Origin of the sequence: Eubacterium sp. F2 (genome assembly GCF_046244355.1) — a bacterium.
Classification (GTDB): Bacteria; Bacillota; Clostridia; order Peptostreptococcales; family Anaerovoracaceae; genus Aminicella.
On sequence record NZ_CP176393.1, the window covers coordinates 315263 to 342119 of the forward strand.

23 protein-coding genes and 2 tRNA genes are annotated in these 26857 nt (G+C 51.6%); 7 read left to right on the forward strand and 18 right to left on the reverse strand.

The genetic code is table 11. The features are described from left to right. Positions 1-153: 153 nt before the first annotated feature. The gene (locus ACI77B_RS01225; protein WP_409337008.1) at positions 154-1176 is read right to left on the reverse strand and encodes an Ig-like domain-containing protein; all 1023 of its coding nucleotides are present in this window, start codon (positions 1174-1176) and stop codon (positions 154-156) included. 291 nt (positions 1177-1467) lie between these two features. Here ACI77B_RS01225 and ACI77B_RS01230 point away from each other — a divergent pair, with 291 nt between their 5' ends. Both ACI77B_RS01230 and panF read left to right on the forward strand, forming a co-directional pair. Beyond that, positions 1468-1761 (forward strand): YhdT family protein, encoded by a 294-nt coding sequence (locus ACI77B_RS01230; protein ID WP_409337009.1) that lies wholly within the window; start codon positions 1468-1470, stop codon positions 1759-1761. Then, a complete protein-coding gene (gene panF / locus ACI77B_RS01235; protein ID WP_409337010.1) occupies positions 1751-3259 on the forward strand; it encodes a sodium/pantothenate symporter in 1509 nt (502 codons plus the stop codon). The genes ACI77B_RS01230 and panF overlap by 11 nt, the downstream gene beginning before the upstream one ends. A gap of 206 nt (positions 3260-3465) precedes the next feature. Here panF and ACI77B_RS01240 read toward each other — a convergent pair whose 3' ends face one another. From ACI77B_RS01240 to ACI77B_RS01270, 7 genes are all read right to left on the reverse strand, one after another. Further along, positions 3466-3834: a VOC family protein gene (locus tag ACI77B_RS01240; RefSeq protein ID WP_178263290.1), complete on the reverse strand. Its 369-nt coding sequence runs from the start codon at positions 3832-3834 to the stop codon at positions 3466-3468. 307 nt (positions 3835-4141) lie between these two features. Next, entirely contained in the window at positions 4142-4597 is a 456-nt protein-coding gene (locus ACI77B_RS01245) for a NifB/NifX family molybdenum-iron cluster-binding protein (protein ID WP_409337011.1), read from the reverse strand. 20 nt (positions 4598-4617) lie between these two features. After that, entirely contained in the window at positions 4618-5001 is a 384-nt protein-coding gene (locus tag ACI77B_RS01250; protein ID WP_409337012.1) for an ArsR/SmtB family transcription factor, read from the reverse strand. A gap of 1282 nt (positions 5002-6283) precedes the next feature. Then, on the reverse strand, positions 6284-7048 hold the full coding sequence (locus ACI77B_RS01255) for an amino acid ABC transporter ATP-binding protein (RefSeq protein ID WP_409337013.1): 765 nt from the start codon (positions 7046-7048) through the stop codon (positions 6284-6286). Between the two features lies 1 nt (position 7049). Beyond that, positions 7050-7706 (reverse strand): amino acid ABC transporter permease, encoded by a 657-nt coding sequence (locus tag ACI77B_RS01260; protein WP_409337014.1) that lies wholly within the window; start codon positions 7704-7706, stop codon positions 7050-7052. Positions 7707-7823: 117 nt separating this feature from the next. Then, a complete protein-coding gene (locus ACI77B_RS01265; RefSeq protein ID WP_409337015.1) occupies positions 7824-8657 on the reverse strand; it encodes an amino acid ABC transporter substrate-binding protein in 834 nt (277 codons plus the stop codon). Positions 8658-8905: 248 nt separating this feature from the next. Then, entirely contained in the window at positions 8906-9676 is a 771-nt protein-coding gene (locus ACI77B_RS01270; protein WP_409337016.1) for a hypothetical protein, read from the reverse strand. 357 nt (positions 9677-10033) lie between these two features. Between ACI77B_RS01270 and ACI77B_RS01275 the strand changes: the two genes are divergently transcribed. Together ACI77B_RS01275 and ACI77B_RS01280 are read left to right on the forward strand one after the other, a co-directional pair. Further along, positions 10034-10303: a TIGR03905 family TSCPD domain-containing protein gene (locus ACI77B_RS01275; RefSeq protein ID WP_409337017.1), complete on the forward strand. Its 270-nt coding sequence runs from the start codon at positions 10034-10036 to the stop codon at positions 10301-10303. Positions 10304-10341: 38 nt separating this feature from the next. Beyond that, positions 10342-10836 (forward strand): MarR family winged helix-turn-helix transcriptional regulator, encoded by a 495-nt coding sequence (locus ACI77B_RS01280; protein ID WP_409337018.1) that lies wholly within the window; start codon positions 10342-10344, stop codon positions 10834-10836. Positions 10837-11251: 415 nt separating this feature from the next. Here the strand turns inward: ACI77B_RS01280 and ACI77B_RS01285 are convergent, their stop codons facing one another. From ACI77B_RS01285 to ACI77B_RS01315, 7 genes are all read right to left on the reverse strand, one after another. Further along, positions 11252-11650 carry a thioesterase family protein gene (locus ACI77B_RS01285; RefSeq protein ID WP_409337019.1) on the reverse strand — a complete coding sequence of 133 codons (399 nt, stop codon included), beginning with the start codon at positions 11648-11650 and terminating at the stop codon, positions 11252-11254. A 1224-nt stretch (positions 11651-12874) separates the two neighbouring features. Then, positions 12875-13789 carry an NAD(P)/FAD-dependent oxidoreductase gene (locus tag ACI77B_RS01290; protein ID WP_409337020.1) on the reverse strand — a complete coding sequence of 305 codons (915 nt, stop codon included), beginning with the start codon at positions 13787-13789 and terminating at the stop codon, positions 12875-12877. 94 nt (positions 13790-13883) lie between these two features. Continuing rightward, complete coding sequence (trxA, locus tag ACI77B_RS01295) at positions 13884-14198, reverse strand: thioredoxin (RefSeq protein WP_409337021.1); 315 nt, start codon at positions 14196-14198, stop codon at positions 13884-13886. 221 nt (positions 14199-14419) lie between these two features. Further along, complete coding sequence (locus ACI77B_RS01300) at positions 14420-15613, reverse strand: M20 metallopeptidase family protein (protein ID WP_409337022.1); 1194 nt, start codon at positions 15611-15613, stop codon at positions 14420-14422. Further along, entirely contained in the window at positions 15613-16191 is a 579-nt protein-coding gene (locus tag ACI77B_RS01305; RefSeq protein ID WP_409337023.1) for a peptidase dimerization domain-containing protein, read from the reverse strand. Before ACI77B_RS01305 ends, ACI77B_RS01300 begins: the two co-directional genes overlap by 1 nt. A gap of 98 nt (positions 16192-16289) precedes the next feature. Beyond that, positions 16290-18689, reverse strand: coding sequence for a SulP family inorganic anion transporter (locus tag ACI77B_RS01310; RefSeq protein WP_409337024.1), 2400 nt, complete (start codon positions 18687-18689; stop codon positions 16290-16292). 119 nt (positions 18690-18808) lie between these two features. Then, positions 18809-19387: a hypothetical protein gene (locus tag ACI77B_RS01315; RefSeq protein WP_409337025.1), complete on the reverse strand. Its 579-nt coding sequence runs from the start codon at positions 19385-19387 to the stop codon at positions 18809-18811. 309 nt (positions 19388-19696) lie between these two features. Here ACI77B_RS01315 and mutY point away from each other — a divergent pair, with 309 nt between their 5' ends. Continuing rightward, complete coding sequence (gene mutY / locus ACI77B_RS01320; RefSeq protein ID WP_409337026.1) at positions 19697-21070, forward strand: A/G-specific adenine glycosylase; 1374 nt, start codon at positions 19697-19699, stop codon at positions 21068-21070. Positions 21071-21333: 263 nt separating this feature from the next. Here the strand turns inward: mutY and thrH are convergent, their stop codons facing one another. Both thrH and bsh read right to left on the reverse strand, forming a co-directional pair. Beyond that, a complete protein-coding gene (gene thrH / locus ACI77B_RS01325; RefSeq protein ID WP_409337027.1) occupies positions 21334-21939 on the reverse strand; it encodes a bifunctional phosphoserine phosphatase/homoserine phosphotransferase ThrH in 606 nt (201 codons plus the stop codon). Between the two features lie 340 nt (positions 21940-22279). Continuing rightward, a complete protein-coding gene (bsh, locus tag ACI77B_RS01330; protein ID WP_409337028.1) occupies positions 22280-23266 on the reverse strand; it encodes a choloylglycine hydrolase in 987 nt (328 codons plus the stop codon). A 375-nt stretch (positions 23267-23641) separates the two neighbouring features. Between bsh and ACI77B_RS01335 the strand changes: the two genes are divergently transcribed. Continuing rightward, positions 23642-23717 (forward strand) — tRNA-Val (locus ACI77B_RS01335). A 368-nt stretch (positions 23718-24085) separates the two neighbouring features. Further along, positions 24086-24158 (forward strand) — tRNA-Val (locus tag ACI77B_RS01340). A gap of 1212 nt (positions 24159-25370) precedes the next feature. On the opposite strand, the gene ACI77B_RS01345 is transcribed toward ACI77B_RS01340, so the two are convergent. Beyond that, positions 25371-26645: a diaminopimelate decarboxylase gene (locus tag ACI77B_RS01345; RefSeq protein WP_409337029.1), complete on the reverse strand. Its 1275-nt coding sequence runs from the start codon at positions 26643-26645 to the stop codon at positions 25371-25373. Between the last annotated feature and the right edge of the window lie 212 nt (positions 26646-26857).

Consider the following 26857-nt stretch of genomic DNA (forward strand, 5'->3'; position numbering starts at 1 on the left):
TTACAGGGAAAGTCGCGCTGTTTTTTCCAGAATCTTCCTCTTCACAGGACAAAATTCAAAGCGCAAGAAAACCCCGCACGGATATTTTGTCCGCACGGGGTTGATCGTTCCATATTATATGGCTGTCTGACGTAAAGCGCCGCAGTTAGGCGTTTACTTGATCAAAGCCGCTGCCTTGGCCGCTACATCTGCAACTACTGTGCAGAGACCGTCTGTCATGGCGTCAGCCAGCTTGAATGCGCCGGTCTTGGAAGCCTTAGTCAGATCTGTGGTCTTGGTTGTCTGCCATACACCGTGCTCCAGTGTCATCGGTACAGTAACGGTAGTTGTTGTCTTTCCTGCAGCCTTGATTGCCGGAATCTGGTCGTTGAGATCCTTGATGACGACAGCAACGAGTTTTGCACCGAGTTCTTTGTTTGTTGGATCCTTATACAGAGCCTTCAGGTTGTCGAGGCCGAAATCATTTGCTACATTATTAACCAGTGTCTTGTTGACTGTGCTGTACTGATATGTAGTCACCTTTACCTTTACTGTTGCGTTCTTTCCGCTCTTTGTTCCTGCTGTGACCGTTGCGTCATAGTTGGACAGAACTTCCAGATCCTTCGCCAGCATGGTCTTCTGCTCAGCCGTCATGGACTTGACTACAGAAGCGTCAATCGTGACATTGGCCGGGATAATTGCGGAATACTGCTTCAGCAGTTCTGCCTGCTGCTCTTCGGTCATGCCTGCGATGTCTGCTGCTGTCTTACCCTTGAACTGATCCATTTCCTTCTGCAGTGTTGCTGCAGCTCCTGTGGATCTTTCTGTCTTTGCAGCCTTGGTAACCTTTACCGTCCAGGATGCGGACAGCTTGCCGGCCTTGGCCGTTACCTTTGATGTCCCGGCTTTCTTTGCGGAAGCCTTTCCGGTCTTCTTGTTAACGGTCAGAACCTTGGTGTTGCTGGATGTGAAGGTCGTCTTATTTGCGAGCTTGGACGGAACAACCTTAACCTTGAAAGTCAGGCTCTTTCCAAGCTGTACGGAAGTCTTGGCTGCCTTAGGAGCAACACGTGTAATAGAAGTTTTTGCCTTCTTCGTGGCTGCGTGTGAACTGAAGGTCAGTGCCGGCATGAAGGCAAGGACCATAGCCGCTGCCAGCAGGACACTGGTCAGCTTTGATAATGTTTTCTTATTCATTTTGATTTTACTCCTTTCTTTTATTAAGATGATAGCCTCATCTTTTATTTCCCTGCTCACTTATTATATTTTACCACCTTTCTTCAAAAACAATTCTTAAATTTCCGAAAGATTTATACTTGTCCACGAATATTATCTCTCAATGCCTTTGGCTCCTTGCCGGGCAGGTTTTATCGGAAGTACTGGAATCTCTTGGAAATACGTATATAATATACAGGTACCCGTCTGTGTGCGGGGAGAATGCGTTTCATGGGAGCCGCGGGGATGCGGCACCACAGAAAGGAATTGATTATGACAAGAAAAGAGAAAGAAAGGCAGATCCGGAAGGAAGCCAGGGCGACGCTCGTGCTGTTCGTCGTATGTTTCATCTGGCATGTCGGGTTTGCGTACGGACTGTCCGGAAGCGGGATGCAGATCGGAGGACTGCCTCTGTGGTGGCTGCTCAGCACGCCGGGCGTTTTTGTGGTGGCCCTGGTCGGGCTGGCCATTCTGCTGAAGAAAGTGTTCATCAACTTCAGTCTTGAGGATGAAGATGGAAATCCGGACACTGCTTCTTCTGAGGAAGGAGGACGCCATGACCGGTAAACAGACTGTAATCCTGGGAATTCTCGCTGTGTACATGGTCTTCACCATGGTCATCGGCATCTGGCAGAGCCGCGTCTCCGCCAGACAGCATTCTTCACAGGGATTCCTGGACAACTACTTCGCCGGCGGCCGCGGGATGGGCGGATTCATCCTCGCCATGACGCTGGTAGCAACCTATACAAGCGCCAGCTCCTTCCTCGGCGGACCGGGACTGGCCGCAAGTTTCGGTCTCACCCAGTCCTGGGAGGCGGGCATTCAGATCGCAACGACCTTCCTGACCCTGGGCGTTCTCGGAAAGAAATTCGCACTGATTTCCCGCAGAATCGACGCAGTCACCGTCACGGACTACCTTCGCGCCCGCTATAAATCGGCGCCGGTCGTCATCATCAGCGGTATCGCCCTGATTGTGTTCTTCACCACCCAGATGGTCGCCCAGTTCATCGGCGGCGCCACCCTGATGCAGACCGTCACGGGCCTTCCGTACATGTGGTCCCTGCTGCTGTTCGCCGCGGTCGTCATCATCTACACCTCCGTCGGCGGATTCCGCGCCGTTGTCGTCACCGACATGATCCAGGGCATCATCATGACCTGCGGCACCTTCCTGCTGCTGTTCTTCATTTTGAAAACAGGCGGCGGCATGCACCATCTGACTACTCAGCTCAACCAGATCAACCCGGGCTGGAATCTCATGGGCAAAGGCCACTATGGCAAGGGAATTCTCGCCCTGCAGCCTGGCTACCTGATCTCCTTCTGGGTACTGGTCGGCATCGCGACGCTGGGACTTCCGCAGACAGCCGTACGCTGCATGGGCTTCAAAGACACGCGTTCCATGCACCGTGCCATGGTTTATGGAACCGTTGTCGTCGGCATTCTGATGATCGGCATGCACTTCGCCGGAACAATCGCGGCGCCGCTGATTCCAAAGGGCGCCATCAAGACGACCGACTCCGTCATTCCGTATGTCGTTCTTCATTATATGCCGACCTGGGCAGCCGGACTCTTCCTGGCGGCTCCGCTTGCCGCCGTCATGTCCACGGTTGATTCCCTGCTGATCCTCGCCTCCGCGACCATCATCAAGGACCTCTACCTGCACTACATCGTCGGAAACAATCCGGAGCGCGAAGAAAAAGCAGAATCCCGCGTCCAGAAATACAGCTTCGGCATCACTCTGCTTCTGGGTATCATCACCTGCATCATCGCCATGAACCCGCCAGACATCATCGTCTGGATCAACCTGTTCGCCTTCGGCGGACTGGAAGCCGCCTTCTTCTGGCCGATGATCGGCGGACTCTACTGGAAGAAGGGGAACGCCACAGCCTGCATCGCTTCCATGATCGCAAGCCTGTCCGTGTTCATCTTCTTTAACCGCGTGAAGATCGCGCCTTTCCACATTCACGAAATCGTCCTGGGCCTTCTGGCCGGCGGTATCGTGTACTTCCTGGTGGGCAGATACAGCTACGCAAAACACCCGTTTGAAGCAGACAGCGAGCTGCTGTAAAATAAGAACCCCACCCTTCCACGACGCTGAAGCGTCGGGTGGGTGCCCGGGAACCTTGTTGTCGTCTAACGGGCAGACAATTGAAGGCCGGTGTCCGACGCTGAAATCTGCGCCGGGCACCGGCCTTCCTATAAACAGAAACGTGCCTGATTCTGCGGCGGCGTTTCTGTTTAATTTATCATATTCCTGCCATTACCAGGCAGCCTTTATTTCTCCGGCGGCAGAATCTCAATCCAGTATCCGTCCGGATCTTCGATGAAGTAGATTCCCATAGCCGGGTTCTCGAAGCAGATGCAGCCCATCTCCTGATGTTTCTTATGCGCCGCCTCGAAATCATCTGCCGTCAGAGCCAGGTGGTATTCAATTTCTCCCAGATCGTACGGCTCTTTCCTATCTTTCATCCAGGTCAGTTCCAGACGGAAGCCGGTTCTTCCGCCGTCACCCAGATAGCAGATTGTAAACTCCGGCTGATCGTTGACGCTGACCGGATCCAGTCCAAGCGCGTCATGATAGAACTTTTTGCTCCTCTCGAGATCGAGAACATTGAAATTAAAATGGTTAAATGCAAATCCCATGTCGTATTCCTCCAGCTTTCCTTACAATGTGTTCCCATTATTTTATCATATGAAGGCGGATTTCAGAAAGAAAACATAAAGCAGGAATGCCCGGTTTTCCCGATAATCGGGATAACTATGGCCTTCCTGCTTTGTGGTAAATAGCGATTTGGATATATACTATGATTTTGTCCAGCCGAACCGCCGTCACTGACGGTGCAGACGCAGATTACTCGCATAGACCTGTGCTGTCGTATGTTTGCGCAGATTCAGGTAATAAAGTTTTTATGCAGTTAATATGCCTTCTTTTCCAGCCATTTCTGCACGTTTAGCAGTTATGGTCCATTCCCTTACCGTGGCATCCGCCATGTCCATGACCGCCACAGTGGTGTTCTCCGTGATCATGATGACCTCCGCAGTGGTGCTCTCCTTCACCGTGGTCATGATGGCCGCTGCACTTTACATCAGGATTGTACTGAAGCTTCCCATCCAGATAGTCCTGCACGGCCTGATCCGCACTTCCTGATACGCCGCCGAAGAAGTAGATATTACTATTCTTCAGGTGCTCCTGCGCCCCTGCGCCAAGGCCTCCACAGATCAATGTGCTCACACCGAGGTCAGTCAGCACCCCGGCCAGTTCCCCGTGGCCCCTGCCATTGGTGCTTTCCACCTTGCTGCTGATAATTTTGCCCTCCTGAACATCGTAGACCTTAAATGCCTCTGTTCTGCCAAAATGCTGAAAAATACTGCCGTTATTTACATCGTATGCCGCTGCGATTTTCATCTGTCTGCCTCCTGTAAAATTCATTTCGATTCCCGATCGGCGCTCCGCCCTCTGCGCGCGCAGCCGCCCTCATGGCGCCCATGTCCGCAGCCCGCGTGACAGGGCATGTTTCCGCAGTTCTTCGGGCAGACCGTTTCCTGCTGCATCTCAGACAGCTGAATCAGTTCAGCACCCAGATCCTTCAGAAGACTGCGGTTGACCGTGTAATGCACAAAATACCCGCGTTTCACTCCGTCAATCAGCCCCGCCTGCTTCAGCACCTTCATATGCTGAGAGACCGCCGCTTCCGATATGCCGAGACGCCGGGAAAGCGCACGCACACAGAAATCGCGCTTCAGCAGAAGGCGGATAATCATTCTTCGCTTTTCATCAGACAGTGCCTTCCAGATAGCTGTTTCTGCCATATGTTTCCCTCCTCATCCCGCATATTGTATCACGACTTCCCCCAGACATACACCAGATCACACAGACTGCCCGCGAGAATCATTTAATTAAGTCATTGATTAATTAAAATGTACCACACAGCTTTATTTAAGTCAACACTTAATTAGATTTTGCGTCAAAAAAAACGGCCAGGGAGACCTAGCCTTGCGATTGGCAAGCTGCGTATGCAGCGCAGACAGAGCAATGGCAGGTCCCCCGTCAGGCTTGCCGCAGAGCCCAAGCAACAGCGCCGGGCGATGCGATGCAAGCTACGGCGTTTCCAATCTAGCCTTGCGATTGGCAAGCTGCGTGTTAGTGCAATTCAACAGATACGACGTGCGGCTGGCCAGTCGAACATCGCTTTTGGCTCGTTCTCCTGGGCCGCACCAGCATAAGGAGTCCCCGCTGCTCTCGCTTCGCTTTTAGCTCGCGAATCGCAGGGGCGACACCATTAGAGCAATGGCAGGTCCCCCGTCAGGCTTGCCGCGGAGCCCAAGCGACAGCGCCGGGCGATGCGATGCAAGCTACGGCGTTTCCAATCTAGCCTTGCGATTGGCAAGCTGCGTATTAGAGCAATTCAACAGATACGACGTGCGGCTGGCCAGTCGAACATCGCTTTTGGCTCGTTCTCCTGGGCCGCACCAGCATAAGGAGTCCCCGCTGCTCTCGCTTCGCTTTTAGCTCGCGAATCGCAGGGGCGACACCATTAGAGCAATGGCAGGTCCCCCGTCAGGCTTGCCGCAGAGCCCAAGCAACAGCGCCGGGCGATGCGATGCAAGCTACGGCGTTTCCAATCTAGCCTTGCGATTGGCAAGCTGCGTATGCAGCGCAGACAGAGCAATGGCAGGTCCCCCGTCAGGCTTGCCGCAGAGCCCATGCGACAGCGCCGGGCGATGCGATGCAAGCTACGGCGTTTCCAATCTAGCCTTGCGATTGGCAAGCTGCGTGTTAGAGCAATTCAACAGATACGACGTGCGGCTGGCCAGTCGAACATCGCTTTTGGCTCGTTCTCCTGGATAGCCGCGCGTCGTATTATCGCCGTTTGCGGCAGTTGCCACGGGTTTTCGTATGTGCTCCGCACCTGCGGCCAGCCCGGAGAGCGCTCCGAAATTCGGTCACCACATCAGATGCGATATTAATATTTAGATCTTAAAAACAGCACTCCATAACTGCGTCCGACCTTGAGAACCGCTCCAGAATGCGGCCATAACAATAGAGTGCAGTCTTTGTTCATACCAGTTAATAATCTGAAAAGTGATCCCTCTACCGTATCATCGAACTCAGGAAATCCTGCAGCCTCTGACTCTTCGGGTGGGTGAAAATTTCTTCGGAAGTGCCGGTTTCCAGCAGCTCGCCCTGGTTCATGAAGGCGACTTTGTCGGCGACTTCGCGGGCAAATCCCATTTCGTGGGTGACAACGATCATGGTGACGTGCTGCTCAGACAGGGATTTCATGACGCTGAGGACTTCGCCGGTGATTTCCGGGTCAAGGGCGGAGGTCGGCTCGTCGAAGAGCATGATTTCCGGATCCATGGCCAGGCCTCTTGCGATGGCAACACGCTGTTTCTGGCCGCCGGAGATCATTTCCGGGTACTGGTCTTTATGTTCCAGCATACCGACCATGTCCAGAAGTTCTTCTGCGCGCTTTACGGCTTTGTCCTTCGGGATTTTCTTTACCTTGATCGGGGCGTAGGTCACGTTTTCCAGGCAGGTCATGTGCGGGAAGAGGTTGAAATGCTGGAATACCATGCCCGTCTGACTGATCACCGACTTTAACTCCTTGTCCGGGATATATTTTGCCTCGCCGCCTTCCGGAGTGTTGACAAAGGTCGTCCCGTTCAGGGAGATGGTCCCTGTTGTGATCTTGGTCAGGCAGTTGATGCAGCGCAGCAGGGTGCTCTTTCCGGAGCCGGACGGGCCGATGATGGCCGCGGTCTCTCCATCTTCCACGGTGAAATTGACATCCTTCAGCGCGTGAAAATCACCGAAATATTTATTGATGTTTTTCATTTCCAGAATTGCAGACATTCTAATTCTCCTTTCTTGTGTAGGTGGAGAAGTGCGCTTCCACGTGGTTCAGCACCAGGGTCAGAATAAACGTGAAGAACAGGTAAATCGCCGCTGCGACGACGTAAGCGGTCAGGTTGTAGTCTCTGTTTACGATGCCTTCGGACACACGCATCATCTCGGACATGGAGATGACGGAGGCCAGGGCGGTATCCTTGACCAGGGTGATGGCCTCGTTGGATACCGGCGGCAGAACCACGCGCATGGCCTGCGGAATGATGATGCCGAAGGTCGTCTGCGCCTTGCTCAGGCCCAGAGAATGCGCGGCTTCATACTGCCCGCGGTCGATGCTTAAGATGCCGCCTCTGTAAATCTCTGCGAAGTAAGCGGCGTAGTTCAGCACGAAGGTCAGCACCGCTGCCGGGAATGCCGGTATGTCGATGTTCAGGACCAGCGGGAAGAAGAAATAGAAGAAAAAGAGCTGCAGCATGAGCGGCGTTCCGCGGAAGACAAAAACAAAAACTTTGCAGATCCAGCGGATCGGACGGAACCGGCTCATCTCGCCGAACGCGAACGGCAGTCCCAGCGGAAGGGAAAGCACCAGCGTAATCACGAACAGTTCTACCGAAACAACGGCGCCCTGCAGAAGAGGCGGTAAAATTTCTGATATGTAACTCATGTAAAAATTCAGCTCCTTATTATTTCCGATCTTGTTGCTGCATCATGCCATTCATGACGAACGGCCATCCGCGGAAATATCCGGATGGCCGCTGCAGATTACAGAGAAGGATCGATCCTATTTGGAATATCCCTCATCAATTGTCATGTTCTTTCCAAACCACTTTTTACTGATCTTTGCCGCGCTGCCGTTCTTTACGGCCTTGCCGATTGCGGTGTTGACCTTCTTTGTCAGAGCCTTGTCGCCCTTGCGGAATCCGACTGCGTAGTAGTCTGCGCCGAAGTTGTAAGGGGATTCATACAGCTTGGTCTTGCTCTTGTTGTTGTAGATTGCGTAAACCTCGTCGATGGCAACGGCGTCGATTCTGCCGGCCTTCATATCCAGCAGGGCTGCGTTGTAGTCGTCGTAGGTCTTGACATTATCCTTGAACTCATCGTAGTGCTTATCCTTCTGGATCGCCTCAAGAGCAGAGGATCCGGCCTGTGTTCCCAGCTTGATCTTCTTCAGCTGGCTGGCGTTCTTGATCTTCAGGCTCTTGTCGCTGGACATGATCAGAATGCGGTTCTTCATATATTTATGAGACAGGGACATGCTCTTCTGGCGGCCCGGTGTAGCAGAAAGACCGTTCCAGATGCAGTCGATCTTCTTACTCTTCAGCTCGGCTTCCTTAGCGTCCCAGTCGATCGGCTTGAACTCAACCTTGATGCCCAGTTCCTTTCCAACCTGTTTTGCGAGGTCGATGTCGAATCCTACGATCTTATTATTCTTATCGCGGAATCCCATCGGTGCGAATGTATCGTCCAGGCCGATGATCAGCTTGCCGCGCTTCTTGATGTAGTTCCAGCTGTTGTCCTTACTGCCTGAAGAGCTGCCGCAGCCCGTTGCCAGCGCCATCGTCGCGCCCAGAACAACCGTCAGCAGGACGGCCAGGATCTTTCTTGATTTTTTCATTTTGTCATAACCCCCATTCATGAAGCATGCATTGATTTTAACGCTTTAACGCGTTAAACCGATGTTATGTTGAAATATTACCACGCCCACGGGGTTATGTCAACTCTCATCCAGTTTTTATTTCCTCTATCATGAATATTTTATTCCACAGGGACAAAAAACAAAAAAGCAAGGAAGAACGACGCCTGCGTTTTCCGGGGCTTCCGGACTTCCCGGGCATCTCTTCCCTGCCAAAAGCTGTACAGCGGCTATGCTGCACTATTTTCCGACTGGCTTGCTTTTCCTGCATGGCAACGGTACTTGCTGCAGTAAACACTGCGCATCTTCGGAAGCTGTTTCCGGATTCTGCTGCCTGCCGGCGTTTTACGGTAAGTTTCCACCGCCGATCTCTGCATACGGTTCCATCGCTGTTCCCAGGTTTTCTGCTCCGCCGCCGTTGTCTGATCCACGGCCTGCAGATACTCTTTTCTCTCCTTCTGGTAGAGCTTGGAAACGGCGATCTGCTTCCTGTACACGTCCTGATTGCCTCTGAGAATTCCTTTTACCGTTGTTCCGTGCCGGGCTGCTTCTTTCTGGACGTCCTTATAAATTCCGTTGGTTTTCATATCGCTTTCCATCTTGCTGATGTAGCTGTTCAGTTCACTTTTTGTCACACGAATGCCCCGCTTCCGTGCTTCTTCAGAAAGAGCCATTGAGACCATGTATGATTCCGATGCCTGCATAAATGCCTGACGCGGCGTCATTCCATGCCTCCGCAGTCCTTCTGCCATAATATATATCTGCGCATACTGTTCAGCGCCGCCTTTCTTCAGCCTCTGCTCGTGACAGTGCGAAGAGACAAAGCCCTTCGCCGCGGATTTATTCACGGAAGATGACGATTTCTCCGCGGAACTCTGCGTCCCGCATCCCGTACAGAAAAGCAGAAGCGCAAGAAGTGAAATCAGGCATGCGAATACCCTGACCAATGCCCCGATGCGGCTGTCATGATTCTCAAAATATGAAGCCCAGACTTCTCTCATTCTGTTCCTTCCTCTCCAAATATCTCATATCACAGGCCCACCCGCGCCGTCACGGATGCAGCCTGCATTCCCCCTGACTGCCTGCGATTACATTATTTATATCCATTATACTGGATTTTACCGTGTAATTCGCAAATGTGAAGAAAATTTCATTGACACTGCACACAGCCTTCTATACAATATGTAATGCAAATAAATTTTACACAACTGATTAACGGTCCCAATTACGGGAATCAGTAAACATAGTAATTGCTCAGTCCTGCACCGGCGCCTTTCAGAACATCAGCAGCTTCGGCAGACAGGACCGCATGAAGGGCCGGATACCGGCCGCACAGAATTATTAAGGAGAGGGAAAAAATGACACATACATACAGAACCATGGGAACATGTTCCACACAGATTGATTTCGATCTGGAAGGCGACCGCGTATATAACGTGCAGTACACAGGCGGATGCAACGGAAATCTTCAGGCTGTCGGCCGTCTGGTTGACGGAATGACCGTGGACCAGATTGAAGACAAACTGAAAGGAATCCACTGCGGATTCAAGCAGACATCCTGCGGAGACCAACTTGCCATCGCCGTACGTCAGGCTTACGAACAGGAACAAAAGAAGGCAAATGCCTGATTCCATTCCCGGACAGAATACCAACGGAGGTTACCATTATGGCTGATAAACATACACACGCACCACTGGCCAAACCGGTCCACACCGGCTCCAAATACGACTGCCTGCGTCTGGGCAACCAGCTCTGCTTTCCGCTCTACGCATGCTCCAAGGAGATCATCCGCCGCTATAAGCCGCTTCTGGATAAACTGGACCTCACTTATACCCAGTACATCACCATGATGGTTCTCTGGGAGCACGAGTCCATGACCGTAAAAGAGCTTGGCGAATACCTGTACCTGGACTCCGGCACCCTGACTCCGGTCCTCAAGAAACTGGAATCTAAGGGCTGCCTGACCCGCCACCGCAGCAAGGAAGACGAACGCAGTCTGATCGTCACCATCACCGACAAAGGGCGGAAACTGCAAGACGATGCCCTGAGCGTTCCGGGCCACATCCTGGAATGCGTCGATCTGCCGGAAGAAGACGCGAGACGGCTGTACTCCCTGCTTTACGAAGTGCTGAACAGCTTCCGGGAAGAAGTTGATAAATAAGGGAAACAAGCAGATAAAAAGCAATGCAGACAAAGCAGCAGATAAAGCAGAATGAGGCTGGGGTATACTGTGTACCCCGGTTTTTTGATGGTCAGATGATCTATTGTTGCCGTGATACAATAATTGATTCCAGAAAACAGGACAGAGTGCGTGTATACTGTATACGATATACTCTGCTGCCTTCTTTTCTTCGGATAGCCGCCTCATTTCAACAGTGATCCGAAATCAATTCCTGTATTTCGGATGAACGGCTGAAACGACCGGATTTCCGAACTTTTCAACGGGGTACTGTCGGAAATCCGTCCGATTTTTTTCACAACTGGGTTAAGCCTGGAATGTAACTGGCGCATCGTCATTTCTGCATCAGCGGTTCCGCCATCCGGGCCAGGCGCGGTCAGCTGCCTGGCGCAGTCAGTTATCTTGTCAGCAGCTTGGCATCGGCCTTTTCCTGGAAACGGGCGTCATCGATGATGAAGCGCTCGTGCTCGCCTTCACCGATCAGGCCGGCCTCATCGTAGGCTTCAACGTGAAAGGTCAGTTTTCTACGGTCTATGGCGATCAGCTCGGAAGTGCAGTGAACGCGGAGACCGACTGGGGTGGATGCCACGTGTTTGATGTTCATCATGGTTCCGACGGTTCCCTGTCCCTCTTCAAGACAGTCCGCAACAGAACGGTATGCGGTTTTTTCCATCAGCGCGATCATGGCCGGTGTTGCGAAAACGTTCAGTTCTCCGCTTCCCATTGCCTTTGCCGTCTTGTCTGCTGTTACTACACCCTTCTGTTCTCCTTTAATTCCTACTTTCAGTTCTTTCATCACCCGTTCTCCTTCCCTGTACTCCGAAAACTCTTCTATATCTGCAGCATCCGCGCTGCAGCCGGATCATCCCGGTAATTCTGTCAGTATTATTTTAAACAATGCAGCTGTTTCCCGCAAGACCCCGGCACATGTCATAATTTTTTCCCATGTTTTCTCTCATGAATTGGACACGATCATGATTCCATCTCAGATAACCTGAAATTCCCTAAATATCATTGGTAAACATTGCGATAATAGAATCTTTTTACCAAGGCAAAAATTATTTTGGTAATATGGACTGATAATTGCATTTCTTACCTAAATTATGTACAGTATTAAATACACTTCTGCTGTCCATTCGACAAATTTTATAATTACAAGAGAATACGTATAAGCTTCCAGCATGCAGCCGTTAAAAATTTAGAATAATACTGGTTACCTTCTTATATTTCAGAATATTTTTTACTTAATCGAGAATATATTGCTGAAACTGCTCATTCAAACCATCTGAGCAACCTATATATGCAATAGGGATTTGGTAAAAACATACAATTTCACCTGATCTTACAAAATATATACTGCATACTTGGTAGAATTTGATTTTCCACTTAACTTATACAAAACTATCTGGAAATAAATTCCAGTTCACGGAAATATTTACTTTTTACTGCTGCATAAACGATGAATATAAGCGAATGAAGTCGATGATGTGGAAATCACAGCAGTTTTTGTACACAGTATACCCAGATCTCCGTCATCTGCCTGCGGCGCCGGCTCTTCCACTACCTGCCCTCACATTTGACCTGCCACATCTCACCCGGCCTGCCACATCTCACCCGGCCTGCCACATCTCATCCGGCCTGCCATATCTCGTCCGTCTTCCGTATCTCGTCCGGCCTGCCATATCTCGTCCGTTCAGCTTTTATATGCACATGTCAGACTGCTGACCGCACAGAAACAAGCCCGCTGCCCCAGATCAATATTTATGACCTGACGCAGCGGCCCTTTCCCGCCAGAAATCCTGCATTTACAGAAAATCTGCACCGATACTCCTTATATCATTTTTTCACTCCGGTCGGTCCATCTGCCAGCCGCAAGTGCCGCAGCAGCTTCGGCGCCTTCAACAGCGAATCAGCGGGCGTTCCTGGTCCAGCAGTCTTCAATCGTGAAGATGCCGGTGTGACTGATCAGGCGGCCTTCGCCAGGTACCCTGCCAGACGGGCTTCTCACCAGTCCCTTCCGCTAATCAATCTCTCCGCTTGCCGCAAGTGCTGCGACAGCGCCGTCTGCGGCGGCGGTGGTCAGCTGGCGCACATTCTTGGTCCGGCAGTCGCCGGCAGTGAAAATGCCGGAATGTCCGGTCAGGCAGTCTTCACCGGCCTGTACGTAGCCCTTCTGGTCGAGCTTGACAACATTGGAGAACTCCTCATTTTCCGGCATCTGGCCGATGGCGACGAAGAGGGCGCTGACTGGAATCTCACGCTTTTCTCCGGTTTTTGTGTCGGTGACTTCAACGGCTTCCAGCTTCGGATCGCCGATCAGCTTTGTGACATTGGAATTCAGAACGAACTCAACATTGTCCAGTGCTGCCAGTTTTTCGACATCGGCTTTGTCGCCTCTGAACTGGTCTCTTCTATGGATGATATAGACCTTGCTGCAGATCTGCGCCAGGAACATGGCGTCACCCAGGGCGGTGTTTCCGCCGCCGTTGACAGCTACGTCCTTCCCTCTGAAGAACATGCCGTCGCAGGTTGCGCAGTAAGATACGCCGGCACCCGTCAGCTCTTTTTCGCGGTCCAGGCCCAGCGGACGGTTCTTTGCGCCCGTTGCGATAATGACCGTTTTTCCGTCATAGATGTTTCCCGCCTCCGTGTGGACGTGCTTGATGTCTCCGTCCTCTTCAACGGAAACTGCTTTCTCCATGATCATCTGCGCGCCGAGATCAGCCGCCTGCTCGTACAGCCCCTGCGCGAACTCGGCTCCCGACGTTTTCTTGATGCCCGGATAGTTTTCAATTTCCGGGGTATTGATGATCTGTCCGCCGTACATATTCGCTTCCAGCATCAGCGTCTTTCTTCCCGCGCGCTGTCCGTAAATCGCAGCCGTCATTCCCGCAGGACCGGCACCGATGATGATAATATCCCAAACTTCTGCCATAACAACCTCCCAGTGGCTTCTTGCCATTTTATCTTTTGTCCGATATAAAAATGCCGCCGCCCTTACCGGAGCGGCGGTCTGTATATTTCTGTGATTACTCGCCCTTTACGAACTTTTCAACCTGCGGCTTAGGAATGACGCCGACAGAACGGCCTGTTTCCTGTCCGTCGACAAAACGTACCAGGCAAGGAATGGAAGCGACGTTGTACTTGATGGCAACCGGCTCACTCTCATCGACATTCACCTTTACGACCTTGACATCCGGAACTTCGTCTGCGACCTGGTCAACGACCGGTGAAAGCATCTTGCACGGTCCGCACCAGGATGCCCAGAAGTCAACAACTACCGGCTTGTCGCTCTTCAGTACTTCATCTTCAAAGTTTTCCCATGTTACATTAACTGCTGCCATATTTTTACCTCCTGCACTTCTTCAAAAGCGCATATATTCAACATCAAGTGTTTGATCATCATTGATTCTGAAATTCTTATACCCGCCATTCCCGGCTCTAACCATATAAATTAATTTTACACAATTTATTTTCTCAATCGCTGGCAGGTCATGGACAAAACAAAGCCCGGCAAGGCGGAAAGGGCCTGCGTCCGCGCGGCTCTGCGCCACTTCCCGTGTGCCTATTTATATGCTTCCAGCGCGGCGAACACATAGCGCAGCATGAATTCTTCGCCGTAGAGCAGGGTCCGGTCGTCCACCAGCATTTTCTCAGTATGAAGCGGATGGTAGTCTCCGTTGACGGCGCCGCCGATTCGGATGAAGACGCCCGGGATGTCCCTCTGATAGAAGGAAAAATCCTCACCGCTCATGTAAGGACGGATCATTTTCACCTTGTCGGCACCGAAGGCATCGCTAATGACATCGATGGCCAGGTCGGTCGCTTTCTTGTCGTTATCGACGGCTACGCCCGGACCCCAGGTATCGACGTCCAGGGATGCGCCGTAGGCTTCCGACATACGCTCCGGCAGGGTATTTACGACCTCTTTCATGACATCGAAGTCACGGATATCGAGGGTCCGGAAATTGAACATCATAGATGCTTCATAAGGAACCTCTCCGTCTCTGGCTTTTGTGTGCACCTGCGTCGGAACCATGACAACCGGTTGACTTTCCGGAATCCGGAGGGCAATTTCTTCCGTCACCGAAGACAGAATCCGGCTCGCCGCAACCAGGGCGTTTTTTGCCTCTTCCGGCTTTCTGACGCTGCCGCCCTGGGTTTTCACGGTCATGACGGCGCCGGCGCCGATGGTGCTCATGATTCCGTAGTTCATGTTGAAAGTTCCCAGGTCTGCCGTCTGGATGACGTGAAGGCCCGCAATGCACTGCACGTCGCTCAGAACGCCGCTGTCCATGATTTCCTTGGCACCGGTGGCATTTTCCTCAGCCTTCTGGAAAATGATCTTCACAGTGCCGTGAATTTTCGGCTTCATTTCATGCAGGATCTTGGCCGCGGTCAGAACATAGGTCGTGTGGCAGTCGTGGCCGCAGGCATGCATGACACCTGGATTCTGAGAGGCATACAACACGCCGGTTTTCTCTTCAATCGGAAGGGCGTCGATGTCTCCCCGCAGCGCCACGACAGGGCCCGGAAAGGCGCCTTCAATCGTTGCGACGGTGCTGGTTTCCGCAATCACCTCATAGGGAATTTCCCAGAGGTCCAGGAATCCTCTGATGTATGCGGCCGTCTCGTATTCCTGTCCGCTGAGCTCCGGATGGCGGTGCAGGTGACGCCGGGTCTCAAGCATAAACGGGTAATTATCTTCCGTAATCTTGTGGAAATCAATTCCGGCTGGGTTCAGCTTTTTCCGGTCCATTATTTCCTGCCTCCTTCCTTCTCTTCATCGGCTGCCAGGTCGGCGCCTTCTTCCGGCATCTCCGGCGCAGTCTCTTCGATTCCGAGCCTGCCGCGGACGGCCGCGCGGTGCTCTTCTATTCTTGCTTCTCTCTTTTTTGCCGCACGCTGGGTTACCCCTTCCAGATCGATCCGGTGGAAGGTAATTCTGTATTTTACCTTATAGGCCAGCTCTGCGGCCTGCAGAGATTCTTTCATGATCGCCTGCAGATGGCGGTAGGCCTCCTCGCCGCGGCACTCTCCGTAATAGACCAGCAGGGCCTCGTCCGGAATGACGTTATGGCGGGAACCGCTGTCCATTTCCACCGGCAGCAGCACGACGTCGTCAAAACTGTCGAACTCGAACCAGAGCTTGTCCATCAGGATCTGCATCAGCTCGTTTCCCGCGATAATCGGGTTGTGCGTCCGGAAAGGCACAGAACTGTGGCCGCCCTTTCCCATCAGCTGAATCTTCGCCCTGAAGCGGATGTTTCTCTGCTGCACCTTCCTTTTCCAGATCTGCCTCATGGAGTTTCCCGTACTCCCAAATAGTCGGTCCATCTTCATCATATTCCCCTTATCTTGTCCCCAAAAGTAACTTATCTCACGTTTTTTCGTATCTTTACCCCGTTTTACGCGCAGATACGCGGATTTTCCTCTTATTTCTCCTGATTTTTACTGTTTTCTTCTGTTTTTTGTGTTTCCGTCCCGGCAGAGGCAGGGTTCTGCGCATCCGGCTTGTCCCTTGCCGGGTCGTCTTTGCCGGCAAAAAATTTTCCGTGTTCCCGGATTTTCAGCAAGTGGGAAACCGGCCGGATCCAGTCCTCCCAGCTGTTTCCATGACCGGCATCGGAGGCTGCTCCCTGATTCTGGAACTTCTCCCGCATGGCCTGAATCTGGTCGGCCATCTCCGGATGCAGGGTCTTCAGCACTTCACGGTGATAGCGGCGTTCTTCCATAAAGGTCTGCCAGGCCTGTGGATAGTGCTTCTTAAACCAGCGCTCCCTTTGGACACGGAGCCGCGCCATCTGGCGGAAGGCCTCCGGATTCATGTCCGCGAAACGCTCATCGACAGCTGCATGGTGCTGGGAAATCACTTCTTCCATCATCTTCATGCGCTCCTGTGAAATCGCGCCCTTCTTCGCCAGCAGTGCCAGCTGCATTTCCAGAAGATCCAGCAGTTTCTCCTCATCCATCTGACTGAAATTGATGCCGAAATACTTCTGTTCCTGCTGGCGGATCCACTGGGTGTCGACTTCCTGGCCGCTGGCAAAGGAAGATGCCAGCTTCTCGGCGAACTGGGTCATTTCCTCATCCGCATCCTCGCCGTATGCCCACTCGTATTCTGCAATGACACGACCCGGAGCATGAACGGCATGCTGATCTTCCCCGTTCTCTGCCTGCAGCAGCGGATAAGGCGGGAACATGCCCTCCGCCCGCAGCGCAGTCTGCACAAAAGGCCGGATTGCTCCTTCCTTAAACATCTCTTCCGCGCCGAAGGCCCGCAGCTGATCATTCACACTTCCCGCGTGCTCGGTCATATAGAAATGAATGCCGCGGCGTTTCAGCTTTCTGTACATATTCAGAAGACGCTCCGCCGCCGTCACATCAATCGAACCGATGCCATCCGCATCCAGGATGACCACCTTTGTGTCTTCCTGCAGCGCGTCCTCAATGTCCAGCTGCATTCTCTCCGCATTGGCGAAAAACAGCGGCGCACGGAAATGATAGATGATCACGCCCTGAATCGGACGCGCTCCGCGCATTCTGCCCACCGGATAGAATCCCTTCTGCCCCGGAATACAGCCCAGGAACTCCCTCGGCGGAGCCGACTCCCGGATGATTACATTCAGGAAGGACAAAAGAACCCCGGCAAGAACGCCATCCACGGTACCAAACAGGAGTACAGCAAAGAAAGACGCCCAGAAAATTGCCGCCTCGATCTTATCGACTTTTCTCAGCTTGGCCGCGAGATCAAACTCCATGGAGCTGAGCAGGGCGGAAATGACGATTCCCGTCAGTACCGGAACCGGAAGATATGCGATGAATCCCGTTGCAAAAAGCAGCACCAGCACCATGGTCAGAGAAGCCGCAATGGACATCATCTGGCTCTTCACACCGAACTGATCCGCAATTCCCGTTCTGGAAACACTGCCGTTCACCGGGCAGCAGCCGGAAGCCGCGGCGCCCAGCGTCGCAATCGCGTAGGCCAGAATTTCCCGGTCATTATCCACCGGATCATCATAACGCATGGCGTAATTACTGGTCGCCAGAAGCGTTTCCGCTACGATGACCAGAGCAATGGAAAGCGTGGACACCAGCATACTCATCACATGGCCGCTCATCAGCCGGACATCCGGGAATCCAAGCGGCGGAAGCCCCGCGGAAACGGCCGGAAGCATCTTCACCCCGTGCTGATCCACATGGAAACAGATCGTCATCAGCGCGCCCACAGCCATCATGACCACCGACATCGGGACCTTAGGAATCAGCTTCCTGCAGGCCATGATAATCACAATCGTTCCGACTCCCAGCCCAAAAGCAAGAGCATTGAAGGAATGCGCCTCCTCCGCAATGTGAGAGATCAGCTCCGGAAGCTCCCCTCTTCCCGGATCACCGCCAAAGAGCTTCGGGACCTGCATCAGAATAATTTCTGCACAGATTCCGCTGATAAAACCGCCCATCACCGGCGACGAAATAAACTTTACCAGCTTTCCCGCATGAAAGAGCCGGAAGACGATCAGCCATCCCGCCGTCAAAAGCGTGATCACCGGCACCATCCGGACCGCCGCCTGCGACCCGTAGGCAATTCCCAGATCATACAGCATTCCGCCGCAAAGAGCCGCCGGCGCCGCATCCACACCAAAAACAAAACGCGGCGACGAGGTAAACAGTCCGTAGAGCAGAATCGGCAGTACCGACCCGTATAAGCCATATACCGCCGGCATCCCCGCAACCTGCGCGTATCCCATAGAAATCGGGATCGACACCAGCGCCACGATAATTCCCGCCGGGATATCTTTTTTCAAATCCGATAAGGGATAATTCTTCAGAAACATCCGGATGTCCTTTCTGAATCAGAAAAAGTAATAAAAATCACAGCCGCCCACCCGGGCAAACAACAACCGGGCTATACATGTATACAATACACACAGCATGCTGCTACCAACAGCCAGCATTAATGCAGGTTCATGATTTCCTCTTCCTCCTTCTTCTCTTCCTCTTCTTTCTTTTTCTTCTCAAAATCCTTGATATCTTTAGTAGAAATAATGCTCTTTCCGATCTTCAGGAACTCATTCAGATCTTCCGGAACCTCGCGGTTTTTCTGGGCATGAACCAGATCAATGACCCCGGAAAATACCGCATCCATCCAATTCAGGACAGCGTCCGGATCAGAATAATCCAGAGAAACATCCTGAGTCAGTTCCACAAGCTTATCCGCAGCTTCTTTCTCCGGTCCGTCCGGCTGCAGCTCATCTTCATCCTCTGGATTCTCTGAAACATCCGATTTCCGCCCCTGCAGACTGTCCGCAATCTTCACATAGGTCATCTGCAGCACATCCTGATATACACTATCATCTGGGAATTCCGCCTCTGCTGACTGAGTAAACTTCTCAACCGTCAGTCCGTAAATATCGTTAAATGCCGATTCATCACCATCGCTCAGGCGGCGCGCAGCTTCAGCCAGTTTTTTCTGATCTTCTGCATCAATTTCCTCTATTGCTTTTAATTTCTCTGCAGCTTTATTTTCTGCCATATCTGTCCGCTTCCTTCCCATCGTAATTCTACGATCTTACTGATTTTTCTATCTCTGCCGCATTTCCCGCAGATCTCCGCTTCAGGAAAATGCTCTATCTCTTTTCAAATTCACAGGCTTACTTCCTGCAGTCAAGCTATTGTACCACAAAATGCCCTGTGCAGGCCACTCGCAGGAAGGCACGGGCTGTGATACACTAAGATAGGTTCGTTCCCGGCCAAACGAATACCTGGACCGGTCAGGAACGTGGTTTCTTGAACGAGTAATTTTTGCCGCGGAAAATGCGGAAAGATATAAAGGATATGCATCATGAGCGAAAAGATAATGGAAGAAAATTACAATTCCCTGCCGTCAGAGGAAACGCTGCTACACTGGTACCGGGAGAACAGGCGCGATCTGCCCTGGCGCAGAGACAAGAACCCCTACCACGTCTGGGTCTCTGAAATTATGCTGCAGCAGACCCGGGTGGAGGCGGTGAAAGACTATTACCGCCGCTTTATGGACGCGCTTCCGACCATCGCCGATCTGGCGGACGCCGACGAAGACACTTATATGAAGCTCTGGGAAGGACTCGGCTATTACAGCCGCATCCGCAACATGCACAAGGCCGCGGGCGTCATCGTCCGGGACTACGGCGGCGCCATGCCACGGACCCGGGCAGAGCTTCTGAAGCTGCCGGGAATCGGCGCCTACACCGCATCCGCCATCGCGTCCATCGCCTTCAGCGAGCGCAGCCCGGCCATCGACGGAAACCTCCTCCGCGTCTTTTCCCGCATGACCCATTATAAGGAAGACATCAAGAAGCCGGCTGCCCGCAAAGCCGCAGAAAACTGGTATCTGACGGTCATGACCGGCCGCGATCCCGGCAGCTTCAACCAGGCGCTGATGGATCTGGGTGCCGGCATCTGCATCCCCAAGGGCGATCCCGCCTGCCTCAGCGACCCCGCCGCCTGCCCCTGGAGCCGTTGCTGTCTGTCCTGCCAGAACGCTGACCCGCAGGATTTCCCCAAGACCGCCCCAAAGAAATCCCGACGCATCGAGGACCGCACAGTTTTTCTGATTCAGCACGGCGAACAAATCGCACTGCGCAAGAGGCCGCCTGCCGGTCTTCTCGCCGGCCTCTGGGAATTTCCAAACACTCTCGGGAAGCTGAACCGCAGCCAGGCCCTCCAGTACGCTGAGTCCCTTGGCTTCTCACCCCTGAAAATCAAAAAGCTGCCCGCAGCAAAACACGTTTTTTCACATGTCGAGTGGCGCATGACCGGCTGGCAGATTCTTGCCGACGAGTGGAAGCCGCTGGCGGGAAACGAGAACAGAAGCGGCAAAGACCAAATAATGGAGGGTGCACCAGAAAACGAACCATACAATGTCATAAATTCTAAATCAGGAGAAGATTTTCCAAAGACAACGGAAAACGGCCTGGCCGATGAAAGATCAGAAAATGATTTAAAAAACGAGTCTGTCGATGGAAGAACTGGTAATGAGCTGACTAGTGACACTTCAGGAAATGGTTCGTCTGTAAAGAAATCAGAAAATGATAGGTGCGAGTATACTGTATACAACAATAACGCATTCCAGTCTCCTGCTGACGCCTCCGGCATCATCCTTGCCGACGCCGAAGAAGTACGGGACCATTACTCGATCCCATCGGCCTTTCAGGCCTTTAAAAAGAGGATTTTGTAACGGGAATCCTTCGTGGGCCAGCAGGACTAAAAATTGTTGAAGGGATACGGATGTCTGGAAACGCGTGGCGGAGCGCGCCATTCTCTGTTCATCCTCGCCATCACAAGCAGAGCCGGCTTCTTCAGCATCACTCTGAAGAGGCCGGCTCTTTCATGTCTCATTTTCCCGTAACGCAAAATGTCCGAATATCTGATATTCCTATTGGACCTGATCAGGCTTTAAGGCAATTTCAGCTGTCCCCCGACAGAGAAAACAGCTGCCGTCTACTCCGCCATCGCTTTTCTGATGCCGGCCATCAGCTCATCATAGCTTTCAACTGCCTGCACGTCTGGATTTGCGGCCTTGATCTCGTCGGTTGTCCGGAACAGGAAGCCGGCCTTACTTGCGCGGATCATGCCGAGGTCGTTGAAGCTGTCGCCGCTGGCGATGGTGTCGAAGCCGATGGACTGCAGACCTTTGACGGTGCTGAGTTTGGAGTTCTCAATGCGCATCTTGTAGCCGGTGATCGCGCCGTCGTCCGCCACCTCGAGTTCGTTGCAGAAGAGGGTCGGATAGCCGAGTTTCTTCATCAGCGGCGCCGCAAACTCCTTGAAGGTGTCACTGATAATGATCACCTGCGAGAATGAACGGAGTTCGTCCAGAAATTCCTTTGCGCCGTCCATCGGATCAATTTTCGCAATTGTCTCCTGAATCTGCGGCAGACCCAGATGATGCTGTTTCAGCAGGTCCAGGCGGTATTTCATCAGTACGTCATAATCCGGCTCATCACGAGTCGTCTTTTTAAACTCCGGAATTCCCGTCTCCTCCGCAAACGCGATCCAGATTTCCGGCACCAGTACACCCTCTAAATCCAAGCAAGTAATAAACATATTTTTTCCTTCCTGTTCCAGTTTTAACATTGTCTAATAATTTTAATATACCACATCACACACAATTTTCCTAATCCGTTTTAGTGTTATTCGACAAAAACAACGGAGCACGACTCAGCGCTTTACGCGCTGAGTCGTGCTCCCCCATCAAGAGACGAATTGCTCTGTGAAATATTATACCACAGAATCCGGGAATTTATAGACATATTTTCCCACTATTTTCCAGAAGAAATATCTTTCAACATTAATGGTCTTTATTCCTCTTCTTTGCGGTTTCTGCGTTTGAACAGCAGTGCTGCTGTTCCGGCTTGCTCCTTGCATCGTTTGATTTTTGTCCCTTCTAGTTCTGGAAGTGGATCTGCTGGCCCTCGATGAGCGGATAGGTAATCAGCTGTTCGGAATCGAGGTCTTCCTTATTCATATCAACAGCGGAAATCTGGGAATTCTCGTAGGTCGTGTAGTAGTAAATGCCGCGGTCCATGTTGCAGCAGGAGGAGTAAATGGTGTACTCGTACTTGTCGCCGCCGAGGTGGACGCAGCCTTTCTGCTGGTCGACGGAGCCCAGAATATGGAAAAACTGACTGATGCTGGCGGACTCTGTGTCTGTCGGCAGGGAGTTCATCTTGGTAAATGCCACTTTGACAAAACGCGACGCGGATGAGAGGTCACCCGGGATGCCGATTCCGCCCATGCCGCGGCTGTACTGGTCAAGTTCCAGGCCATCCGCAAAGGTATTCTGGGACGGTTCTTTTGATACCTGCATGTAGTTATTCAGATTGAACAGCTGGTAATCGAACGTCGGGTTATTGGTCATGACGCCGACCGGGTTGTCGTACACTTTCAGGCCATCCTTGACACACTCAACCACAATCGAACATTTCTGGTCGGCAATGATCCAGTGAAGCGGTGAATTTGGCAGCTGATCGCTGAAATTCTCATCGATCAGGTTGATGCGGTCCAGATAGGCTCTTGCGTCGAACACGTCGCTGCACTGGCTGAGGATCCACGGAATGAATTCAAAGGATGTAATATTTACAACGCCGTCATCGGCGTCCTCGTCCAGGGGCTTGTAATCTGCATTCCCCGGGAAGTTCAGACCGGCCATGGAAAGGCCGCACTCATTGGTTGCATCGTAATACAGCGGATAACCGCCTACCACATAGGCCATGCCGATCATAGCAAAGTGCTCGGTCAGAGTATCTGCGTGGCGGAATTTCAGCGGAAAACTCCGTGGCATAACGGTGACCTGCTCATTATAGGAATATTCCAGATCCAGATTTCTTCCAAAATAGTGATCTTTTCCTGTGTATGTTGCTGCTGTGCACATCGTTGAACACCTCCTGTGCGTATGAAAGTCTCTCTCAAGTGATATTATAGTCACAACTGATCGAAGTACAATAATATATGCATATTTTCATATAATTTTCACGACAGCGAAAGATTCGATCAATAAACCTTGTGATCAGGAACAAAGTATCCCGGGATGATCCATAGAACGCTGAAGCAGGCGGCTCCCGGACAGAACGTTCAAGTCGGTGAAATCCAGGACACCTGAAAATACAAAATGGAAATCAAATCCCATGGGAAGCAGATATTGTAATCTGTATTGTCCTAATTAAAATACATCGTGCAATTTCAATTTTCCTATGCTATACTCATCTAATAACGACGCACTTCTGTGCGCAGACCATTCATAATTTCTGATCCGTTAGCTCAGCTGGGAGAGCGTCTGGGTGACAACCAGGAGGTCATTGGTTCAAGTCCAATACGGGTCACCAATTATTAGCAGCTTTTGAACCGCTTCGCGGTTTGAAGGCTGTTTTTCTTTTGTCCGGGCAGAGGCCTCCTGATGATGCTGCGTGGAAATCATTGTGACAGCTGATATGGAGGTGTTATTGCTGTTTTACTGATATAGAGATGATTCTGCGGCTTTCGCAGATTAAAGTGCTGCTGATTTAAAGTGGTGATAGTCTGCCGTATAACTTCCGCTCCGGCGGCTTTCTCTGGCCGTATCTGGTTATGGCGCTCTGCCTGCATTTCCCATTAAACCCTGTTATTTTATGGATACTGTGTTATAATGGTCTGGTAAGGAATACGAAAAATTTCCGTACAGCTTGTAAAATACTGTTTTCTGTGTATACAGTATGGTCTGTTAGCTCAGCTGGGAGAGCACCTGGGTCACAACCAGGATGTCGTGGGTTCGAGCCCCGCACAGACCATTTTATATTTTTAAGCTGAAGGCTTGGCGTTGCCATTTGCAGATTTTACTGCATTTCCGAAACGCCCGAGAGGAGTTTGGGAAAATTTGTTCTGGAATCATAAAGTAATCTTGATTCCTCAACGTTTTATGATGTGCGCATTTTAATTGTGCGCCTCCGAGCGGACAAATGACGAAATAATATTGGAAATCATCGATATTCCCCATCCTTTTCGTCCGACATAAAACAAAATATTCAGTATCTTTCAACCATAATTAGCACAATTGTAATAATATATACACTACATATAATTTCGGCGAACAAACAGCAGTCATTTATTTGGCCGGGGCAGAGAAAAACTTCTCGCAGCCGGTGAAAACTCCTTCCCCCCGTTGAATAATTTATTATTTTTGCCTTTTTGAAAACAAAAATCACGAAAGTTCCTTTTGTCACTAGCCGGCGGGTCATCGCCAACCGATTCAAGGCAGCATATACACCATAATCGCTGGCTGCTGTGCTTTACCAGGCGATTGACCAGCTCGCCTACGTATGCAGTATACACACATTCATGCTCTTTCCTCTTTTTCCTTTTCCGTTTATTCGTTGTTTCACCTCTATAAAACGCCCATAATCTGATTCGCCTGCATGTCCAGAAACTGCCCGATACAATGTCCATAGAAACCTGAACTTCATTTTCCAAAAAGAAAAGACCCCAGAGAGTAACATTCTAAACCCATCGTTTCTCTCTGAGACCTCCTCAAACCATGATTATGGTATCAAACTATCGGCTCCGCCGCAGCCAGAATAATTCCTCACACACCGCCATCTTTTTGGAAAAATCGATCTGCCTTTTCTGCGGCGGCGAGCTGGTCTGCCAGGCCGGCGGAAATCTGGACTGCCGCGCCGATTCCATTTCATCGCGCGGCAGTCCCTGCAATTCCACAATTATATACACCAGCAGGCATGGAATCCTGTGGATTTCCATGTCGATCGCTGCTCAGGCACCATTACAGAGGTCTTCTGATTTCTCCATCTTCTCAGTTTCAAGCTGCCGTCAGTATAATCACGGCAGTTCTGACCATCATCGGCCTCATTGAAACCGGCATTCCGCAGTTCTCGGCCAATCTGCCGCCTGTCTGCTCTCACCTTTTTCCCCTGATAAAAGCTGGTATTCTGCAATTCTCAGCCTGCCCGGCATCGTGTACTGCGTTTTTTCCGCAGCTACTTCCGCAGCTACTTTCTCAGCAGCTTTTTCCCGACGTCGCAGAAATCAAGGGTTGCGAAGTAGTCATTGGTGGTTTCTGCGCGGCGGATCATGCTGAATGTCCCGTCTTCGTGAAGCAGGATTTCCGCGGAGCGGAGGCGTCCGTTGTACTGATAGCCCATGGAGTGGCCGTGGGCGCCGGTGTCGTGGATGTAGAGGTAGTCGCCGAGGTCGATTTTCGGGAGTTTCCGGTCGATGGCGAATTTATCGCTGTTTTCACAGAGTGCGCCGGTCACATCGTAGACGTGGTCATCTGGCAGATCTTCTTTGCCGAGGACGGTGATGTGGTGGTAGGCGCCGTACATCATCGGACGCATGAGGTTGGAAGCGCAGGCATCGCAGCCGATGTAGTCCTTATAGGTCTTCTTCTCATGGACGGCTCTGGTGACCAGTGCGCCGTATGGTCCCAGCATGAAGCGGCCCATTTCTGTGTAGATGGCGATGTCGTCCATGCCTTCCGGCTTGAAGATGCGGTCGTAAACCTGGTGCACGCCCTCGCCGATCTTGAAGATGTCGTTCGGGGTCTGGTCTGGCTTGTAGGCCACGCCGACGCCGCCGGACAGGTTGATGAAGCGGATGTCGATGTCCAGCTTCTTTTTCAGGCGGACGGCCAGGGAAAACAGCTCTTCGGCAAGCTGCGGGTAGTAGTCGTTCGTCACCGTGTTGCTGGCCAGGAAGGCGTGGATGCCGAAATGCTTCGCCCCGCCGGCTTTCAGCTCGCGGAAGGCCTCGGTCATCTGCTCCTCGCTCATGCCGTATTTCGCGTCTCCCGGATTATCCATGATGCCGTTGCTCATCTTGAAGACACCGCCCGGATTGTAGCGGCAGCAGATCGTCTCCGGAACGTGGCCCAGCGTGGCTTTCAGGATTTTCACGTCGGACAGGTCGTCCAGGTTGATAATGGCGCCGAGCTGGTCGGCGTACCTATACTCTTCCACCGGCGTGTCGTTGGAACTGAACATAATCTTATGCCCCTTGATTCCGCAGGCATCGGACAGCATCAGCTCTGCCATGGACGAGCAGTCGCATCCACAGCCGTACTCGCTCAGAATCTGCAGAATAAACGGGTTTGGTGTGGCTTTGACGGCAAAATATTCCCGAAAGCCTTTATTCCAAGCGAATGCTTTATAGACGTTTTCCGCATTCCTGCGAATTCCTGCCTCGTCATAGACGTAATACGGAGTCGGATACTGCTCCGCGATTTCCTTCGCTTTTTCTAATGTAATGAATGGCTTTTTCTTCATTTCAGTCTCCTTCTGCTCATTGATTATATTATGATAACATATCTTATCCGTGCTTTTAATTGTTTTCGGACAAAATTTCACGTTCAAGAAGACAGCCAGCTTGTCGTGCTATGGGAATTGTCAGTCTGTACGCACAATTTCTTTAGTAAATCTTAACTAAATCTTAGTAATCCTTCACATTTTCCTTTTTCTGTGCTACAATAGGGACATAA

Bases quoted from the DNA above. Each gene is read 5' to 3' on its own strand.
- ACI77B_RS01305 (WP_409337023.1), bottom strand. From the start codon at position 16,191: ATGGACCGACTATTTGGGAGTACGGGAAACTCCATGAGGCAGATCTGG.
- ACI77B_RS01285 (WP_409337019.1), bottom strand. From the start codon at position 11,650: ATGAAAGAACTGAAAGTAGGAATTAAAGGAGAACAGAAGGGTGTAGTA.
- mutY (WP_409337026.1), top strand. From the start codon at position 19,697: ATGAGCGAAAAGATAATGGAAGAAAATTACAATTCCCTGCCGTCAGAG.
- ACI77B_RS01260 (WP_409337014.1), bottom strand. From the start codon at position 7,706: ATGAGTTACATATCAGAAATTTTACCGCCTCTTCTGCAGGGCGCCGTT.
- ACI77B_RS01310 (WP_409337024.1), bottom strand. From the start codon at position 18,689: ATGTTTCTGAAGAATTATCCCTTATCGGATTTGAAAAAAGATATCCCG.
- ACI77B_RS01275 (WP_409337017.1), top strand. From the start codon at position 10,034: ATGACACATACATACAGAACCATGGGAACATGTTCCACACAGATTGAT.
- ACI77B_RS01240 (WP_178263290.1), bottom strand. From the start codon at position 3,834: ATGGGATTTGCATTTAACCATTTTAATTTCAATGTTCTCGATCTCGAG.
- ACI77B_RS01250 (WP_409337012.1), bottom strand. From the start codon at position 5,001: ATGGCAGAAACAGCTATCTGGAAGGCACTGTCTGATGAAAAGCGAAGA.
- ACI77B_RS01300 (WP_409337022.1), bottom strand. From the start codon at position 15,613: ATGGACCGGAAAAAGCTGAACCCAGCCGGAATTGATTTCCACAAGATT.
- ACI77B_RS01245 (WP_409337011.1), bottom strand. From the start codon at position 4,597: ATGAAAATCGCAGCGGCATACGATGTAAATAACGGCAGTATTTTTCAG.
- ACI77B_RS01280 (WP_409337018.1), top strand. From the start codon at position 10,342: ATGGCTGATAAACATACACACGCACCACTGGCCAAACCGGTCCACACC.
- ACI77B_RS01270 (WP_409337016.1), bottom strand. From the start codon at position 9,676: ATGAGAGAAGTCTGGGCTTCATATTTTGAGAATCATGACAGCCGCATC.
- ACI77B_RS01345 (WP_409337029.1), bottom strand. From the start codon at position 26,645: ATGAAGAAAAAGCCATTCATTACATTAGAAAAAGCGAAGGAAATCGCG.
- ACI77B_RS01255 (WP_409337013.1), bottom strand. From the start codon at position 7,048: ATGTCTGCAATTCTGGAAATGAAAAACATCAATAAATATTTCGGTGAT.
- ACI77B_RS01265 (WP_409337015.1), bottom strand. From the start codon at position 8,657: ATGAAAAAATCAAGAAAGATCCTGGCCGTCCTGCTGACGGTTGTTCTG.
- ACI77B_RS01230 (WP_409337009.1), top strand. From the start codon at position 1,468: ATGACAAGAAAAGAGAAAGAAAGGCAGATCCGGAAGGAAGCCAGGGCG.
- bsh (WP_409337028.1), bottom strand. From the start codon at position 23,266: ATGTGCACAGCAGCAACATACACAGGAAAAGATCACTATTTTGGAAGA.
- thrH (WP_409337027.1), bottom strand. From the start codon at position 21,939: ATGTTTATTACTTGCTTGGATTTAGAGGGTGTACTGGTGCCGGAAATC.
- panF (WP_409337010.1), top strand. From the start codon at position 1,751: ATGACCGGTAAACAGACTGTAATCCTGGGAATTCTCGCTGTGTACATG.
- ACI77B_RS01290 (WP_409337020.1), bottom strand. From the start codon at position 13,789: ATGGCAGAAGTTTGGGATATTATCATCATCGGTGCCGGTCCTGCGGGA.
- ACI77B_RS01225 (WP_409337008.1), bottom strand. From the start codon at position 1,176: ATGAATAAGAAAACATTATCAAAGCTGACCAGTGTCCTGCTGGCAGCG.
- ACI77B_RS01315 (WP_409337025.1), bottom strand. From the start codon at position 19,387: ATGGCAGAAAATAAAGCTGCAGAGAAATTAAAAGCAATAGAGGAAATT.
- trxA (WP_409337021.1), bottom strand. From the start codon at position 14,198: ATGGCAGCAGTTAATGTAACATGGGAAAACTTTGAAGATGAAGTACTG.